The organism is Geothrix alkalitolerans, from assembly GCF_022808885.1.
GTDB lineage: Bacteria > Acidobacteriota > Holophagae > Holophagales > Holophagaceae > Geothrix > Geothrix alkalitolerans.
In genome coordinates, this window is record NZ_JAKZLE010000008.1 from 41,077 (window position 1) to 56,933 (window position 15,857).

General features: G+C 68.8%; 16 protein-coding genes and 2 tRNA genes. 10 read left to right on the plus strand and 8 right to left on the minus strand.

Translation table 11 applies throughout. The features are described from left to right. Nucleotides 1-25 precede the first annotated feature (25 nt). From MLJ35_RS14560 to MLJ35_RS14570, 3 genes are all read left to right on the plus strand, one after another. Nucleotides 26-436 carry a hypothetical protein gene (locus tag MLJ35_RS14560; RefSeq protein WP_243384925.1) on the plus strand — a complete coding sequence of 137 codons (411 nt, stop codon included), beginning with the start codon at nt 26-28 and terminating at the stop codon, nt 434-436. Between the two features lie 13 nt (nt 437-449). After that, complete coding sequence (locus MLJ35_RS14565) at nt 450-1,580, plus strand: hypothetical protein (protein WP_243384926.1); 1,131 nt, start codon at nt 450-452, stop codon at nt 1,578-1,580. Nucleotides 1,581-1,595: 15 nt separating this feature from the next. Then, a tRNA-Pro gene (locus tag MLJ35_RS14570) sits at nt 1,596-1,672 on the plus strand. Between the two features lie 400 nt (nt 1,673-2,072). Here the strand turns inward: MLJ35_RS14570 and MLJ35_RS14575 are convergent. Further along, nucleotides 2,073-2,657 carry an acyltransferase gene (locus MLJ35_RS14575; protein WP_243384927.1) on the minus strand — a complete coding sequence of 195 codons (585 nt, stop codon included), beginning with the start codon at nt 2,655-2,657 and terminating at the stop codon, nt 2,073-2,075. A gap of 254 nt (nt 2,658-2,911) precedes the next feature. Between MLJ35_RS14575 and MLJ35_RS14580 the strand changes: the two genes are divergently transcribed. The 6 genes from MLJ35_RS14580 to MLJ35_RS14605 are packed head-to-tail and all read left to right on the plus strand — an operon-like array spanning nt 2,912 to nt 9,449. Further along, nucleotides 2,912-3,181, plus strand: a complete 270-nt coding sequence (locus MLJ35_RS14580) for an acyl carrier protein (RefSeq protein ID WP_243295342.1) — start codon at nt 2,912-2,914, stop codon at nt 3,179-3,181. Nucleotides 3,182-3,191: 10 nt separating this feature from the next. Continuing rightward, nucleotides 3,192-4,697 carry a class I adenylate-forming enzyme family protein gene (locus MLJ35_RS14585; RefSeq protein WP_243384928.1) on the plus strand — a complete coding sequence of 502 codons (1,506 nt, stop codon included), beginning with the start codon at nt 3,192-3,194 and terminating at the stop codon, nt 4,695-4,697. An 8-nt stretch (nt 4,698-4,705) separates the two neighbouring features. Further along, the gene (asnB, locus tag MLJ35_RS14590; RefSeq protein WP_243384929.1) at nt 4,706-6,694 is read left to right on the plus strand and encodes an asparagine synthase (glutamine-hydrolyzing); all 1,989 of its coding nucleotides are present in this window, start codon (nt 4,706-4,708) and stop codon (nt 6,692-6,694) included. Between the two features lie 9 nt (nt 6,695-6,703). Then, nucleotides 6,704-7,702, plus strand: coding sequence for an NAD(+) synthase (gene nadE / locus MLJ35_RS14595; protein WP_243325076.1), 999 nt, complete (start codon nt 6,704-6,706; stop codon nt 7,700-7,702). A gap of 30 nt (nt 7,703-7,732) precedes the next feature. Further along, on the plus strand, nt 7,733-8,662 hold the full coding sequence (locus tag MLJ35_RS14600; RefSeq protein ID WP_243384930.1) for a hypothetical protein: 930 nt from the start codon (nt 7,733-7,735) through the stop codon (nt 8,660-8,662). A 52-nt stretch (nt 8,663-8,714) separates the two neighbouring features. Beyond that, nucleotides 8,715-9,449, plus strand: coding sequence for a N5-glutamine methyltransferase family protein (locus MLJ35_RS14605; protein ID WP_243384931.1), 735 nt, complete (start codon nt 8,715-8,717; stop codon nt 9,447-9,449). Nucleotides 9,450-9,452: 3 nt separating this feature from the next. Here the strand turns inward: MLJ35_RS14605 and MLJ35_RS14610 are convergent, their stop codons facing one another. The 6 genes from MLJ35_RS14610 to MLJ35_RS14635 all read right to left on the minus strand — a co-directional run bounded on the left by MLJ35_RS14610 (nt 9,453) and on the right by MLJ35_RS14635 (nt 15,029). Continuing rightward, complete coding sequence (locus tag MLJ35_RS14610; RefSeq protein ID WP_420843051.1) at nt 9,453-10,436, minus strand: alpha-ketoacid dehydrogenase subunit beta; 984 nt, start codon at nt 10,434-10,436, stop codon at nt 9,453-9,455. 21 nt (nt 10,437-10,457) lie between these two features. Further along, nucleotides 10,458-11,417 carry a thiamine pyrophosphate-dependent dehydrogenase E1 component subunit alpha gene (locus tag MLJ35_RS14615; RefSeq protein WP_243384933.1) on the minus strand — a complete coding sequence of 320 codons (960 nt, stop codon included), beginning with the start codon at nt 11,415-11,417 and terminating at the stop codon, nt 10,458-10,460. Between the two features lie 45 nt (nt 11,418-11,462). After that, entirely contained in the window at nt 11,463-12,446 is a 984-nt protein-coding gene (locus tag MLJ35_RS14620) for a hypothetical protein (protein ID WP_243384934.1), read from the minus strand. 14 nt (nt 12,447-12,460) lie between these two features. Further along, nucleotides 12,461-13,018: a hypothetical protein gene (locus tag MLJ35_RS14625; RefSeq protein ID WP_243384935.1), complete on the minus strand. Its 558-nt coding sequence runs from the start codon at nt 13,016-13,018 to the stop codon at nt 12,461-12,463. 143 nt (nt 13,019-13,161) lie between these two features. Further along, entirely contained in the window at nt 13,162-14,508 is a 1,347-nt protein-coding gene (locus MLJ35_RS14630) for a GAF domain-containing protein (RefSeq protein WP_243384936.1), read from the minus strand. Further along, complete coding sequence (locus MLJ35_RS14635) at nt 14,505-15,029, minus strand: hypothetical protein (RefSeq protein ID WP_243384937.1); 525 nt, start codon at nt 15,027-15,029, stop codon at nt 14,505-14,507. Before MLJ35_RS14635 ends, MLJ35_RS14630 begins: the two co-directional genes overlap by 4 nt. Before the next feature lie 84 nt (nt 15,030-15,113). Between MLJ35_RS14635 and MLJ35_RS14640 the strand changes: the two genes are divergently transcribed. Next, complete coding sequence (locus MLJ35_RS14640) at nt 15,114-15,569, plus strand: bacteriohemerythrin (RefSeq protein ID WP_243384938.1); 456 nt, start codon at nt 15,114-15,116, stop codon at nt 15,567-15,569. Nucleotides 15,570-15,768: 199 nt separating this feature from the next. Here MLJ35_RS14640 and MLJ35_RS14645 read toward each other — a convergent pair. Continuing rightward, nucleotides 15,769-15,845 (minus strand) — tRNA-Arg (locus MLJ35_RS14645). Nucleotides 15,846-15,857 lie beyond the last annotated feature (12 nt).

Sequence of the window (15,857 nt, forward strand, 5' to 3'; positions counted from 1 at the left end):
CGCGCCGCAGTAGGACCATACAACGATGATCAAAGGGCTGAAACCCTCGAAAGACCCCGCTTCCGGGGACGCGGCGCCGGAGGCGACGCGCGGGCCGGGCCAGGCCCCGATCCGGCTGACCAAGCGGGCGCCCGTGGCGCCTCCCGACCCCAAGTCGCCCCGGGAGAAGATCTGCGCCGAGTGCGGGATGCGCTTCAAGGTGGAGACCGGCCAGAAGTTCTACCTCTGCCCCGACTGCTACCGCCGCTCCTTCACCTACAAGCGGAAGGGGGGGAAGGAGGCCACCCGGGTGCTCACGCACATCACTTGCGCCACCTGCGGGGCCCAGGAGTACCTGCCCTTCGTGCCCGAGGATCCCGCCAAGGCTCTCTGCCGGGCCTGCTATGCCAAGGACCGGCCGGAACCCAAGGCCGCTCCCCGGCACTCCCGTTCATGAGTCAGGAGATCTGATGCGCCACACCGTTCTGCCTCTGTTGCTCACCGCGTCGCTGCTGCCTGCCCAGGGCCCGGCCCCGGCCAAGCCTGCTCCCAAACCCACCCTGAAGGCCACCCCGAAGGCCGAACCCACCTCCGAAGCCGCCCGCCGGGCCTTCCTCCAGGTGCTCGACGCCGTGGATGCCGGGTGGTTCGGCCAGCCCTACCAGGGCATCACCTCCGTGGAGATGCAGGGCACCCTCGGGGTGGCCCTCAGCGGCGCCGCCGTGAACCAGAAGGTGGACAGCCTCAGCCAGGGCCAGGTAAAGGGCAACAGCCAGGGCGGCCAGGCCAACCTCCGCCTCCGGGGCACCTACTTCGCCAACGGAGACTTCCGCACGGACCTGGCCGGGGACTTCGGCAACCTGCTCTACACCCGCCGCGGCACCCGGGGCTTCCTGTACAGCAAGGAGCAGAATGCCTACACCACCCGGGTGGAGCCGCCCCCGTCCGACGCGCCGCGAACCTACATGTCCTGGTTCCGGCAGACCCTGAACGACATCAAGGCCGTCTACATCGACGCCCCCACCTTCAAGGCCAGCCTGGCCGGCGAGGAGACCGGCGGCGGCCGGACCCTCCAGCACCTCGTCTTCAACGCCCCCACCAAGCCCTGGGATGCCAAGCGCCGCGAGCAGAGCATGGCCCAGAGCCTGGGCTTCTGGAAGCGGGGCCGCCTGGAGGTGATCGTGGACAAGGCCACCCAGATGCCCCAGCGCCTGGAGTTCCGGAACGACGAGCAGGGCATCCACACCCGCATGGACTTCACCTACGGGGCCGGAAACAAGCTCCAGGCCGTGAACCTCACCAACAGCAGCCGCGGCTTCGAGGGTCCGGGCTGGCTCCGCCTCGGCTACGGCGGGGACGGCCTCATGTCCCACATCGCCGGCGAGCTGGCCAGCCAGGACAAGAAGATCTCCTTCGCCATGGACCTGACGTGGTCCAAGTCCCGCACCCCCAACGACCTCATCGCCATCCCTCCCGCAGGCGCCACCAAGCGTGGCCGCGAGGACATGGAGATCCAGCTCATGGTGGGCCTCGCCTCGAAGATCTTCGACCTCCAGCGCGCCGGTCTCAACCTCCGCAGCGTCGCCATCGGCGGAAAGTAAGTAGACTGGATCCATCGGAGCGTGGCGCAGCCTGGTAGCGCATCTGCTTTGGGAGCAGAGGGTCGCGAGTTCGAATCTCGCCGCTCCGACCAATGGGTTCCAACAATCGCCTGTCGGCGAGATTCGAACTCGCGAGTGGACTTTCGGAGGCAGGACTAGATGTCCTGCCGGAGAAAGGCCGGCGGCTGGCGAAGCCAGGCGCAGTTCGAATCAGCCCAAGTGGGTCGGTCAGGCCGTCGGAGCCTGTCAGCGAGATTCGAACTCGCCCTGGCCGCGCGGGCGTGGCCAGGATCCAGCGTCGAGTGGACTTTCGGAGGCAGGACTAGATGTCCTGCCGGAGAAAGGCCGGCGGCTGGCGAAGCCAGGCGCAGTTCGAATCAGCCCAAGTGGGTCGGTCAGGCCGTCGGAGCCTGTCGGCGAGATTCGAACTCGCCCTGGCCACGCGGGCGTGGCCAGGGTCTGGCGTCCAGCGAATCAGCCCAAGGCCGCCCTTCAGGTCGACTCGGATTCTCCGGAAGGCGCCTCTGATCCGGGCTCCGATCCGGCCCCGGGCGCCCGGGACGACCCCCGTATCGGGAACTTCAGCAGGAAGGCCTTCTTGTCCCGCTGGTACTCCGCCGGATCGTAGTCCGGCGTCGCGGCCAGGCACCACTCCGCGTATTGATGGATGGACATGACGGGCTTGGCGGGGTTCCCGCTGGCCAGGACATTCGGGGGGATGTTCCGCGTCACGACGGATCCCGCGGCGATCACGGAGTTGGGGCCGATGGTCACGCCGGGAAGGATGATGGCCCGCTGGCCGATCACGCAGTTGTCCAGCACCGTGATCCGGCCGTACTTGATGACTTTCTTGTAGCGCTCCTGGTTGCGGAAGACATGGGTGCCGCCGTCATGCGTGAGAAAGCAGACTTCCGCGGCCATGGCCACATGGTGCCCGATGGTGACCAGGTAGGGTTCTGAGCCGAAGTCCGGAAGTCCCCCCAGTTTGCAATCGTCCGGAAGGGTCAGGCCGGCCCTCCTGAGCTGCCAGAGGCGGAGGCGATTGTAGAATTTCCGCACGGAACTGACGATGAGCATGGATCCCCCTGGGGGCGCCCCGGATCGCGAAGAAGGCCCGATCGGGGCGGGGCTTGCAGTTTGGCAACTCCTCCAGAATCTGGAGAGAAAAGAACTGGCACATTCACGTGGATGATAAATAGTGGAACCGTTTTTTCAATAGTCAAATCTATTGAATAACTGTAAAACAAGCATACATTCTGTGAATGCTGATGCCAGGAACGAATTGCCCCGAGCATCCCAATCCAAGGACACCGAAGGCAAGGAGAAAGACCATGGTCGCGGACCCCAATGCTGTCGCCCCAGAGCTCCGCGAGTTCATCTCGCGGAACTTCCTGTTCAGCGACCAGGGCTTCAAGTACGGAGATGACGCCTCCTTCCTCCGGGAAGGCATCATCGATTCGCTGGGGGTCATGGAACTGGTGACCTTCGTGGAGAAGCAGTACGGCATCGCGGTGGCCGACCATGAGCTCCTGCCGAGCAACTTCGATTCCGTGAGCCGGCTGAGCTCGTTCATCACCAGCAAGCTGGCGGGCCATTCATGAGGGGTTCCGGGTGCTTGTCCACGAATTCCTGACCCGCTCGGCCGCCCGCTTCCCGCAGAAGGTCGCCCTGGTGTGCGATGGTCGGCGGCTGACCTACGCGGAGCTGGATGACATGACGGACCGGCTCGGGAACGCCCTCGTCCGGGCGGGGGTGGACCGTGGCGACCGGGTCGCCCTCCACCTGCCCAACTCGGTGGAGGCGGTGGTCGGGATCTTCGCCGCGCTGAAGGCGGGCGGGACCTTCGTGTGCATCAACGCCTCCACCAAGGCGGAGAAGCTGGCCTACATCCTGAACGATTGCCGTGCCAAGGCGCTGTTGATGCAGGAGCGGTCCGGAGGCTGGGAGGCCGTTCCCTCGCTCTCCCTGGGCATCCTCTGCGGCGCGCAGGAGATGCCCGCGGATCCGCGCTTGCGGCGCTTCGAGGAGATCCTGGCCGAAGCGCCGGCAACCCCCCTGCCCCTGCGCAACATCGACCTGGACCTGGCCTGCCTGGTCTACACCTCGGGCAGCACGGGCGAACCCAAGGGCGTGATGTGCGATCACAGCAACGTGGATTTCGCCAGCACCGCCATCATGACCTACCTGGAGAACCGGGCGGAGGACGTCATCCTCAGCGCCCTGCCCCTGTCCTTCGACTACGGCCTGTACCAGCTCCTGATGGCGTTCAAGATGGGCGGGACGCTGGTGCTGGAGCGGTCCTTCATGTACCCGACCGTGATCCTCCAGCAGATCCAGGAGGAGCGCCCCACCGGATTTCCCGGGGTTCCGACGATCTTCGCCATGCTGGTCCAGAAGGACCTTCGCGCCTACGACACCTCCAGCCTCCGCTACCTCACCAACACCGCGGCCTCCCTGCCGCCCGGCCGAATCCTCGAGCTGCAGGCGGCCTTCCCGGGCGTGGCGCTCTATTCGATGTACGGCCTCACCGAGACCAAGCGCACCCTCTACCTGCCCCCGGACCAGCTTGCCACCCGGCCCGGCTCCGTCGGCATCCCCATTCCCGGCACCGAGGCCTGGATCGAGGACGAATCCGGACGGCGCCTGGGACCGGGCGAGACGGGGGAGCTGGTGGTGCGCGGCCGGCATGTGATGCGCGGCTACTGGGAGGCCCCGGAGGCGACGGCCCAGAGGTTCCGTCCGGGCCCCATCCCGGGCGAGCGCCTCTGCTACTCCGGGGACCTGTTCCGCCAGGACGCCGAAGGCTACTTCTACTTCCTCAGCCGGAAGGACGACATCATCAAGAGCCGCGGGGAGAAGGTGGCGCCCAAGGAAGTGGAGAACGTCCTTCACATGCTCCCCGGTGTCACCGCCGTGGTGGTGGGCGTTCCCGACCCCACGGCCGGAGAGGTCGTGAAGGCCTTCGTCGTGGCCAACGGGACGCCGCTGACGGAAGCCCAGGTGATCGCCCATTGCCGGGCGCACCTGGAGGATTTCATGGTTCCGAAATACGTCGAATTCAGGACCGACCTGCCCATGACCTCCTCCGGGAAGGTCAGCCGGCTCGGACTGCGGTAGGAGCGTCCATGTGCGGCATCGTGGGCATCTGCGCGCTCAACCGGGAACCCCCGGCCGAGGCCTCGATCCTGCGTCGCATGCTGGGGATGATCCGCCACCGGGGCCCGGACCAGTTCGGGATCTACATGGATGACCACGCGGCCCTGGGCAGCGCGCGGCTCAGCATCATCGATCTGAGCACGGGCCAGCAGCCCATCTCCAACGAGGACGGCACCCTCTGGATCGTGTTCAACGGGGAGATCTTCAACCACCCGGAGCTCCGCCAGGAGCTGGAGCGGCGGGGGCACCGGTTCGCCACCGCCTGCGATACGGAAACGGTCCTTCACGCCTATGAAGAGTACGGTCCGGGATGCCTGGCGAAATTCAACGGCCAGTTCGCCATCGCCATCTGGGACACGCGGAACCGCGCCTTGTTCCTGGCCCGGGATCGGCTGGGCGTGCGGCCTCTGTTCTACACCTTCGCCGACGGCCGCCTGGTGTTCGGCTCCGAGATCAAGGCGCTCCTGGCTGCCCCCGGTGTGGTGGCCGCCGCGGATCCCCTGGCGCTGGATCAGATCTTCACCTTCTGGAGCCCCCTCTCGCCGCGGTCCTTCTTCCAGGGGATCGAGGAGGTCCCGCCGGGCCACTTCCTGAGGTTGCAGGAAGGCCGCGTGGCCCTGGAACCCTACTGGCAGCTGACCTTCCCGGAAGGGCGCCCCGAGGCCGTGCGCTCCAAGGATGAGTACGCCTCGGAATTGCGGGAGCTCCTCATCGATGCCACGCGCATCCGGCTGCGGGCGGACGTGCCCGTGGGCGCCTACCTGAGCGGGGGGCTGGATTCCTCCACCATCACCGCGATCATCCGCCACCACACGGCGAGCCCGCTGGAGACCTTCTCGATCTCCTTCTCGGACGCGGACTACGACGAAAGCGGGTTCCAGACCCGGATGGCCCGGCACCTGGGCACCGATCACCACGTGGTTCACGCCTCCGATGCCGACATCGGGAGGGTGTTCCCGGAGGTGGTCTGGCACGCGGAGACCCCGCTTCTCAGAACCTCTCCGGCGCCGATGTTCCTCCTGTCCGGGTTGGTCCGGGAGAAGGGGTTCAAGGTGGTCCTCACGGGCGAGGGGGCCGATGAGTTCCTGGCGGGCTACGACCTGTTCAAGGAAGCCAAGATCCGCCGGTTCTGGGCGGCCCAGCCCGACTCCAAGCTCCGTCCGGCCCTGTTCAGCCGGATCTACCCCTGGATCTCCGGGCTGACCCAGGGCGGGTCGGCCTATGCGACGGCCTTCTTCGGCCTGGGACTGGAGGAAACCGCCTCCTCCAGCTATTCCCACAGCCTCCGCTGGCGCACCACCAGCCGGGCCAAGCGCTTCTTCAGCGACGACTTGGCGGATCGAATCCGCGCCGCCGGCTCCGGCGACCATCTGGATCCGGCCTTCCCCGCCGGCTTCGACGGCTGGGATCCCCTTCACCGGGCCCAGTACCTGGAGATCTCCATCTTCTTGTCCCAGTACCTGCTGTCCTCCCAGAGCGACCGGGTGGCCATGGGGCATTCGGTGGAGGGACGGTTCCCTTTCCTGGATCATCGGGTGGTTGATTTCTGCAACCGGCTCCCACCGGACCTGAAGCTTCGTGGCCTCAAGGAGAAGTACCTGCTGAAGGAGGTCAGCCGCGAGTGGCTGCCCGCCGAGATCACCGACCGGCCCAAGCAGCCCTACCGCGCCCCGATCCATCGGGCCTTCTTCAACGACTCGCCTCCGGACTACCTCGAGGAGCTGCTCTCGTCCTCCGCCATCCGCGCCTCGGGCTTCTTCAATCCCGCGGCCGTGGACCATCTGGTCGCCAAGGCCCGGCGGGGTCAGGGCCTGGGTGAGACCGACGACATGGCCCTGGCAGGCATCATCTCCACCCAGCTCGTGGACGCGCAGTTCCTGTCCGGATTCGTGCCGGCCCACCCCCTGGACGATGACGACGACGTGAAGGTCGTGATCGGTCGGGGCGTCTGTTCCTGAGGAATGCCCATGCCCATGAACCCGCGAGTCCTGGATATCGATGCTGCCGCCGAGACGGATCGGATCGTGCAGTGGCTGAGGGAGAACATGCGGGGCCTCCACCGCATGGGCGCCGTGCTCGGCATCAGCGGGGGAATCGATTCCTCCGTCTGCCTGGCGCTCTGCGTCAAGGCCTTCGGGCCCGAGCGGGTGGTGCCCCTCCTGCTGCCGGAGAAGGACTCGGATCCAGCCTCGGAGGATCTTGCCCGGATGCTGGCGGCCCACTTCGGCGTCACCCCCGTGCTGGAGGTCATCACGCCGGCGCTGGATGGGTATGCCTGCTACCAGCGGCGGGACGAGGCCATCGCACGGGTCTTCCCCGAGTACGACGCCAGCGCCGGCTACAAGGCCAAGATCGTCCTGCCCCCGGGGCTCCTGGACCAGGGCACGCTGAACGTCTTCTCCCTGACGATCATCACCCCCGAAGGCGAGGAGAGGAGCGCGCGGCTGCGCCCCGCGGAGCTGGCCCAGATCGTGGCTGCGTCCAATTTCAAGCAGCGAACCCGCACGGCGATGCTCTACTACCACGCCGAACTGAGGAACTACGCGGTCATCGGGACGCCCAACAAGAACGAGCACGACCAGGGGTTCTTCGTGAAATACGGCGATGGCGGCGTGGACCTGATGCCCATCGTCCACCTCTACAAGACGCAGGTGTACCAGCTCGCCCGCCACTTGGATGTCCCCGAGGTCATCCAGAAACGCACCCCGACCTCGGATACGTACAGCGCCCCCTCGACCCAGGAGGAGTTCTTCTTCCGCATCCCGTTCAGGATCATGGACCTGCTCTGGTACGCCCTGGAGAACCAGGTTTCCGTGGAGGAGACGGCCGCGGCCCTGGACATGACGTCCGACCAGGTGCAGCGCGCCTTCGACGACTTCACCCAGAAGAAGCGGTCGACGTACTACCTGCGGACCCCTCCCCTCGACATGACCTCCCTTGGAACGCCGGCCTTCGCGGGCCGCTGATTCGGCTACCGCCTCCTTGGAGGGCTCCCCATGACCGCGATGCCCGGACTCCCGCCCCCGAAACCCATCCTGGTGTGGATCAGGAGGAGCTTCCTTCCCGTGGTGGCGGCCCTCCTCCTGACCTGCTCCCCCGGGGTGGGGACCTCCGGAGCCGCCCAACCCAAGGAGCGCGCCGTGCCGCACGAACCTGCCTCAAGGATCCTCTTCCTGCACCACAGCACCGGCGAGGCCATCTGGGATGCGGGTCTGCCCCAGTTCTTCCAGACCTGGAACGCGACCCACGGCACGCGTTACGCCATCACCGAGATGACGTATCCGATGGCCAACGGCGGGCACACCCGGCTGGACCGGATGCTCCCCACCCGGGTGTTCCGGCTCCTGGTGCACGACCGCTATCCCTGGGAGAACAACCCCTACGACTACTGGAACCTGTGGGTGGCCCACGCCGGGGCCGCGAGGGACCGGCAGGAGCCGAACCTGGACGACCTCGTCGCGTCCCACGACGTCATCGTCTTCAAGCACTGCTTCCCCATCAGCCGGGTCCTGCCCGAGGACGGAGCCCCCAACGTGGCTTCCCCGAAGAAGACCCTCGCCAACTACCGCCTGCAGTACGAGGCCCTCAAGACCCGCATGCACCAGTTCCCCCACACGACCTTCATCGTGTGGACGGGTCCGGCGCTGACAGAGGCCTCCACCACCCCGGAAGAGGCCGAGCGCGCCCGGCAGTTCGCCACCTGGGTGAAGGAGACCTGGGACGAGAAGGGCGACAACATCTTCGTGTGGGACTTCCGCGACCTGGAGACCGAGGGAGGCTTGTACCTGAAGCCGGCCCATGCCGACGGACCCACCAATGCCCATCCCTCCCGGACCTTCGCCGCGAAGGCCGCTCCGCTCCTGGGGCGACGGATCGTGGACGTCCTCGAGGGGCGGGGAGACCGGTCCAGCCTGACCGGAGGCTGAGGCCCGCCACCCGCGACGACAGAAAGCTTCTGGCATGGCCAGGGAGGAACCGATGAAAGACGACCAGATGGGTGAAAGCGCCAGCTCCGCGAACTCCGCTGGGGACCAGACCCCCGCTGCCCTGCTTGCGGCCGGCCATCACAGCTTTCTGGGAGTGGACCTGCTGGTGGGCGAGGATGTCCTGGTCCCCCGAGAGGAGACGGAGATCCTGGGACGGGAAGTCCTGGCCCTCCTCCGCGCTCGGTCGGCCGAGGCACCGGAGCGGGAGCTGCGGATGATCGACATGGGCTGCGGGGCGGGGAATCTGGCCTGCATTGCGGCGCTGGGGGTGCCCTCCGTGAGGGCGTGGGCCGCGGACATATCGGACGCCTGCGTCCGCCTGACTCGGGCGAACGTGGCTCGACTCGGCCTGGAAGATCGGGTCATGGTCGCCCAGGGGGATCTCTTCGCGGCCCTCGCGGGCGAAGGCCTGGAAGGCACCATGGACCTGGTGGTGATGAACCCGCCCTACATTCCTTCCCATGTGCTGGAGGCCACCCTGGCCGGCCTCCTTGAGCATGAACCGAGGGCGGCCTTCGACGGCGGCCCGTACGGGATCACGATCTTCACGCGGCTCCTGCAGGAGGCGCCGGCCTTCCTGAAACCAGGGGGGCACCTCCTGTTCGAGTTCGGGTTGGGACAGGCCAAGATGGTGCAGGCGCTGGCGGAGCGAAACCGGCGCCACTCCACCATCCGGTTCGTCGCGGATGCCCAGGGGCAGCCGCGGGTGGCTGTCCTCGGGCTGTAGCCCTCACCAGATGGGCGCCGCCTCCAAGGTTCGTGCCACCAGCTGCCGGGCCGCCGCGGCGATGGCGTCGGCCTGCGGCGCAAAGGCCTGCTCCAGGGGGTAGCTGGAGGGGGCCGGGGCATCCGGGCCCGTGAGGCGGACGATGGGAGCCTTGAGGGCCTCGAAGGCCTGCTCGGCGATCAGGGCCGCCACCTCGGCACCCACACCGCAGAGGCGGCTGGCCTCGTGGACGAGGACGGCGCGGCCCGTCTTGCGCACCGAGGCGAGGAGGGTGGCCTCGTCCAGGGGCTTGAGGGTGCGCAGGTCGATCACCTCGGCGGAGACGCCCTCGGCCGCCAGGGCTTCCGCGGCGGCCAGGCAGGTGTGGACGGTCTTGGCGTAGGAGATGAGGGTGACGTCCGAGCCCTCGCGGCGGACGGCGGCCTTCCCGAGGGGGACGACCTCGTCGGCCTCCGGCACTTCGCCCGGTGCGAAGGCCAGGCCGATGTCCATGAAGAAGAGCACGGGGTTCTCGTCGCGGATGGCAGCCTTCATGAGGCCCTTGGCGTCCGCGGGCGTGGCGGGCATCACCACCTTCAGGCCAGGCGCGTGGACGAACCAGGCCTCCAGGTTGTGGTTGTGCTGGGCGCCCACGCTCCAGCCCCCGCCGGTCATGGCCAGCGCCACCATGGGGAAGGAGAACTGGCCGCCGGACATGTAGCGCAGCTTGCCCGCGCTGTTCACCAGCTCGTCCATGGCGAAGCAGAGGAAGGGCGCGAAGAGCAGGTCCACCACCGGGCGCAGGCCCGTGGCGGCGGCCCCGGCGGCGGTGCCGGCGATGATGCCCTCGGCCAGGGGCGTGTTGCGCACGCGCTGGGGCCCGAAGGCCTTGAGCAGGCCCTTGCGCTTGGTGGCGGTGCCCTCGCCGAACATGAGCACGCGGGAGTCGCGGGCCATCTCCTCGTGGAGGGCGGCTTCGACGGCGTCGTGGAAGGTCATCTGAATCATCTGGGTCATGGGTCGGGCTCCTCAGGCGTAGACGCCGGTGGCGAGGTCGGCGGGATCGGGATAGGGGGAGGCGGCGGCGAAGGCGGCGGCCTCCTCGATGGCCTGGCGGGCCTGGGCGTGGAGGGCCTCGAGGCCGTCCGTCGTGAGCTCGCCGGCCTCCAGCAGGCGGGCCTCCAGGCGGGCGATGGGATCCTTGGCCATCCAGGCCTCGAGCTCCGCGGGATCCACGTAGGACTGGTCGTGGGGCTCCATGTGGCCGCGCTGACGGTAGGTCCAGGCCTCCAGCAGGAAGGGCCGGCGCGTCTCGCGCACCTGGGCGGCGGCGTGCAGGGCGGCCTTGCGCACGGCCTCCACGTCGTTGCCGTCCACGGTGAGGCTGTCGATGCCGTAGGGGGCGGCCCACGGGGCCACGTGGTCGCCCACCATGGTCTCCTTGCGGTGGACGAAGGCCTGCCACTGGTTGTTCTCGCAGACGTAGAGCACGGGCAGGTTCCAGACCGAGGCCAGGTTCAGGGACTCGTGGAAGATGCCCTCGCAGGCCGCGCCGTCGCCAAAGAAGCACACGACGATGCCCTCGCCGCCCAGCATGGCCCGCGACAGGGCCACGCCCGGGGCCAGGGACAGCTCGCCGCCCACGATGGTGGAGGTGAGCACCACGCCCAGCTCCTTCACGGAGATATGCAAGGTGCCGCTGCGGCCCTGGCAGTAGCCCGTGCTGCGGCCCATGACCTCGGCCAGCATGCGGCCGGGGTCAGCCCCGCGGGCCAGCAGGTGGCCCGCGCTGCGGTGGTTGGTGAGGATCTGGTCCTCGGCGCGCAGGGCGGAGACCACGCCCACGGCGGCGGCCTCCTGGCCCACGGAGGTGCAGACATTGGGGAAGGGGCCCGCGGCATGGAAGGCCACGATCTTCTCTTCGTAGGCCCGGATGCGCAGCATGGCCGCGAGCAGCTCCGGACGGGTGGGGGTGGGGGACAGGCTCATGCGGACCTCCGGTGTCGGGGATGGGAAGGGGATCGGGAGGGAAGGTCAGTGGGACGGCTGGAGGGGCAGCTCGGCGATCCAGCGACGGACATGGTCCACGGCGGCCTGGTCCACCCGCACGGTGCCCAGGGGCGGCATCTGGGCGATGGGGTCCCGGCTGCCCATGCGGTGCAGCAGGGCGCTGCGCTCCGGGTGGCCGGGGCTGAGGATGCGGCTCTCAGGCTGGTTGGGCACGGGGAAGCTGCCGGGGGCCAGGGCCGTGCGGAGAGCGTGGGCGGGGCGCAGATCCAGCTCCAGGCCCGGGATGGGCCGGTCCGCCCGGTGGCAGGTGGCGCAGTTGGCCTGGAGGTAGCCCAGGGCCGACCGCGTGGGGGGATCGCCCGCGATGCGGGGCGGGCGGGCCAGGAGGTCCGGCCGGGCGCCCTGGAGGAGGCCCCGGGCCACCAGGTCCTTCAGGGTGATCAGGCCGGGCCGGAGGGGCTCGCTGTGGAGGGCGCCGGGATCGCGGTCCGGCGAGAGCTGGAGGGCCGTGAAGCCGAGGATCTCCACCTGCTCCTGGCCGTGGCAGTCGCGGCAGTCCGAGCGGGAGGGGATGGCGTGGCGCAGGCCCGGGGCCACCTCGGCGGCATCCGGCAGGCCGCCCTCGGGCACGAGGACGGCGTCAGTCTGGGCCTCGTTCCAGGCGTAGCTGGCGAAGATCCAGGTGGCGGGCCCGGTCTTCCAGAGCAGGCGCGTCTCCACCTTGCGGCCCCCGAAGGCGAACTCCTTCCAGGCCTTGGTGCCCACGGGGAACACCCAGCCCACCTCGTCGCGGCCGTCGATGGCCGCCGGCAGGTGGATCCACCGGGCCTTGGCCGCGCCATCCGTCCACAGCGGGTACTGGGGCGCGTAGGCCAGGTTCCGGGCCGCCACCACGCCCGGCGCGGCGTAGAGGCCGGTCTGGGAGAGCAGGCGGGGCGGGGCGGGTGGCTTCGCGAGCCCCGGCAGGGCGCCGAGGGCCAGGAGGGCCAGAAGGAGGAGGGGGCGCACGGCAGGGCTCCGGCTCAGTGCATGGGGATGGGCGTGGGCGCGGGCGCTTCGGGCGCGGGCACCTTGTTCTTCACGGCCGGGATGGACTGCAGGTAGGCGAAGATCGCCTTCAGGTCCGCCTCGTTGACCTTCTGGAGGTTCTGGATGGGCATGGGGGGCAGGATGGCGCGGCCCTGGCCCAGGTGGCGGGCCGAGCGCACCATCCGGAGGAACTGGGCCTCGGTCCAGCTGCCCAGGCCCGTCTCCTTGTCCGGCGTCAGGTTGGCGGCGTAGCTCACGCCCCAGGGGCCGCTGAAGGCCGTCATGGTCAGGGAGCCCGCCCAGCCCCAGGGGGCCTCGGTCAGCTTCGGGGCCGGGGGCATCTTCAGGCCCTCAGGGTGGCCGGAGAGCATGCGGGTCATGTCCGGCTCGGGGCCCTTGGGGCCCATCTTCAGGGGCGTGTGGCAGTCGTGGCAGCCCGCGATGGTGACCAGGTAGCCCCCGTGCTGGATCTGCTTGGTCTGGGCGGGTGTGCCGGCCTGGGCCAGGACGAAGCCCAGGAGGGCGTAGGGGAGGGCGCGAAGCAGGGTCATGAATCACCTCAACAGGGAAGGGGTCGGGTCGAATCCCGATGAGGTGTTTATCGCACTCCTGAGCGTAGGTTTATATGTTTTTTCCACATTTAAGAAAGAATTAGCAAGGCTTTAAGAAGGTTTTAAGAAAGGGCAGGTCTCGGTCAAGTGCCGGTGTCCATGTCCTCCAGCTCCAGGGGCCGGGCCACCAGCAGCCGGAAGCGCCCGCGGCCCGTCTTCTCCAGCCGCACACAGGCCTCACGCTCCGCCAGGCGGCGGTGCAGGAGCACCAGCCGGGCCTCCAGGTTGTCGCTCTGGTCCGGCAGGCGCACCCGGGGGTCGGCCCGCAGCTCCCGGTTGCTGAAGTGCGTGCGGCCCAGGGCCTGGTGATCCTGGAGGAGGGTCCAGAGGATGTTGCCCGCCACGCCCTTGATGAGGTAGTCGTCGCCCAGGAAGACGCTGTCATTGGCGGCGTAGTGCCGCACCCGAAGGGGCGGCCCCTGGGGCCGGGACTCCCGGGCGAGGCCGGGCTGGGCCTCGTCACCCAGCTCCAGTTCTGCCAGGAAGAGCCGGAAGAGGCCGCCCACCTGGGTGGCCAGGGCCACCAGGGCGTCCTCCTCCGCATGGGTGAAGCGCATCTCCGTGGGGCTCTCCACGAAGAGCACGCCCAGGGGCTCCTGGGCCCCGGGGATGGGGACGGCCAGCTGGCTGCCGGGGGAGGCCAGGCCCGGGAAGGGGATCTCGGTCTCCAGCCGGTCGCCCATGCCCTGCCGCTCGGCCCCCTCGCGCATGGCGAGGCCGTAGGCGTACTCGGAGGTGACGTGGGAGATGCGGATGGGGGCTCGCTCCCGGGCGGCCACGCCGATGACGCCCTCGCCCACCGGGATCTCCGAGCCCACGCCCGAAGTGGCGTACCCGCGGCTGGCCACGGTGTAGAGCCGGTCCCGGCGGGGGTCCAGCATCATCACCAGGGCGTGCTCGATGGCGAAGTGGGCCTGGAGCCCGTCCAGCAGCGCATCCAGGAGGGACTCCGCATCGGGGCTGGTGGGCAGCCGCGCCATGCAGGTGCGCAGGGCCAGAAGCGGATCCACCAGGGGGGACGGGGCGGGCAGCGTGCTTCCCGGCACCACCTCCGCCCCTTCGATGCGGTAGATGTCGGAGCCCAGGAGGCGGAACACGCCGCTCATGCCAGTGTGGGACGCGATGCCCGCCAGCTTGGCCTTCATGGACTCGAAGACGGGGCCCCGGGTCTCCGTGCGCTCGTAGACGAGGTGCAGCCGGTACTGCTGTGCGGTCTGGGGATGGATGAGGCCCAGGGTGACCCGCGGGTTCGCGAGCAGGTTCTGATGGGTGCGGTTGAAGAACTGGTAGGAGAGGGCCAGGTGCCCGTCGTCCAGGTACTGGCCCTGGGACATGTAGGCCACATTGGGGGTGCCGTCCGCGGCGCAGGTGGAGACCACGCCGGGGATGACGCCATCCAGGCAGTCGCGGAGGGCGCGGACGGGGATCATGGGCCCCCCGGAGCCCGAGGCGGGGTCGGGGCCGAGGTCAGCGGCGTCCCGGCCTGAGCCCCCGGCGTCGAGTTGAAGAGCACCGAGGGCGTGAAGCTCAGGCCCACCAGCGCCTCGTCGGGGCAGTCGAGCAGGGTCCGGACCATGCCTTCCGTGAAACCGAGGAAGACCAGGCACTGGGCGAAGGCCGCCCGGTAAGCCGTGACGCAGGCCAAGTCGGTGTCGACGAGGGGCTCGAGCCGGGCGTCCTGCCCCTTGATCTGGATGGTGCGGTGCGTGGGGGGCTCGCTGAAGACCACGGCCAGGGCCCCGCTCCGCGTGGCGTCCCGGACGAGGTCCACGGCCTGGGGTCCGGCGAAGAACAGCCGGAGGCGGCCCGGGCCCGGATCCACCCGGCAGCCGAAGGCGCGGCAGAGACTGGGGACGCCCGCGGCACTCGCCGAACCCGCATTGATGGAGAGGCCTCCCGTGAGGAAGCGAGTCAACTCCGGATCGAGGAGGAGGGAGGGAGCGGTCGGCATGGGCGGATGATTTTATCCAATCTCCTTCGGCCGGTGGGGCCGACCAACAGAGGCTGGATTCGCACCCTGCCGCGAGGCTTCCCGATGCTCTGGTATTCTTTGCCCGTGCATCCCGCCCCTGCCACCCGGACGGCGCCCCCCATTGCGCGCTGGCGCCCGCAGCTCGAAACCGGGCTGGAGGCCATCGACCAGCAGCACCGGGAGCTCTTGCAGGACCTGGCCCGGCTGGCCGTTGCCCTCGGGGCCGGATCGTCGGGCGACCTCCCGGACGAGCCCCTGGCCACCCTGGCCCGGCACCTCATCAAGCACTGCCAGACCGAAGAGAGCCTCATGAAGGAGGCGGGGTTCCCTGAACGCGTCGCCCACGCGAACCAGCACCAGGAGGTGGTCCTCCGGGTGCGCGACATCCAGTACCGGCGGATGAAGGGCCAGCCCGTCGGCCGGGAGGCGCTGGCCGACCTGGGGGCCTGGCTCGAGCAGCACATCAGCCAAGCGGATCGGGCCATGGCGGCGTACCTGAAGTCCCTTCACGCGGTCTGAGTCCAGCTAGGCGCACTTGGTGGGCGCCGACCCACTTCACGCTGGACTCGAACTGCCATCGGCTGGCCCCGGCCATGACGGCGCCGGGCCGACATCAAGTCGGCCCTCTGCCTATGGCCTACCGGGCCGCCGATGTTTCTCGACGCTGGACCCCGGCCACGTCTGCGTGGCCGGGGCTGGCCCGAGTCCAGCTAGGCGCTGGTGCGCCTAGCTGGACTCGAACCAGCGACCTGCGGCTTAGAAGGCCGCTGCTCTATCCACCTGAGCTATAGGCGCGCTGGGATAGTC

Bases quoted from the DNA above. Each gene is read 5' to 3' on its own strand.
- MLJ35_RS14635 (WP_243384937.1), bottom strand. From the start codon at position 15,029: ATGCCGACCGCTCCCTCCCTCCTCCTCGATCCGGAGTTGACTCGCTTC.
- MLJ35_RS14600 (WP_243384930.1), top strand. From the start codon at position 7,733: ATGACCGCGATGCCCGGACTCCCGCCCCCGAAACCCATCCTGGTGTGG.
- MLJ35_RS14580 (WP_243295342.1), top strand. From the start codon at position 2,912: ATGGTCGCGGACCCCAATGCTGTCGCCCCAGAGCTCCGCGAGTTCATC.
- asnB (WP_243384929.1), top strand. From the start codon at position 4,706: ATGTGCGGCATCGTGGGCATCTGCGCGCTCAACCGGGAACCCCCGGCC.
- MLJ35_RS14625 (WP_243384935.1), bottom strand. From the start codon at position 13,018: ATGACCCTGCTTCGCGCCCTCCCCTACGCCCTCCTGGGCTTCGTCCTG.
- MLJ35_RS14610 (WP_420843051.1), bottom strand. From the start codon at position 10,436: ATGATTCAGATGACCTTCCACGACGCCGTCGAAGCCGCCCTCCACGAG.
- MLJ35_RS14615 (WP_243384933.1), bottom strand. From the start codon at position 11,417: ATGAGCCTGTCCCCCACCCCCACCCGTCCGGAGCTGCTCGCGGCCATG.
- MLJ35_RS14565 (WP_243384926.1), top strand. From the start codon at position 450: ATGCGCCACACCGTTCTGCCTCTGTTGCTCACCGCGTCGCTGCTGCCT.
- MLJ35_RS14630 (WP_243384936.1), bottom strand. From the start codon at position 14,508: ATGATCCCCGTCCGCGCCCTCCGCGACTGCCTGGATGGCGTCATCCCC.
- MLJ35_RS14640 (WP_243384938.1), top strand. From the start codon at position 15,114: ATGCTCTGGTATTCTTTGCCCGTGCATCCCGCCCCTGCCACCCGGACG.
- MLJ35_RS14575 (WP_243384927.1), bottom strand. From the start codon at position 2,657: ATGCTCATCGTCAGTTCCGTGCGGAAATTCTACAATCGCCTCCGCCTC.
- MLJ35_RS14605 (WP_243384931.1), top strand. From the start codon at position 8,715: ATGAAAGACGACCAGATGGGTGAAAGCGCCAGCTCCGCGAACTCCGCT.
- MLJ35_RS14560 (WP_243384925.1), top strand. From the start codon at position 26: ATGATCAAAGGGCTGAAACCCTCGAAAGACCCCGCTTCCGGGGACGCG.
- nadE (WP_243325076.1), top strand. From the start codon at position 6,704: ATGCCCATGAACCCGCGAGTCCTGGATATCGATGCTGCCGCCGAGACG.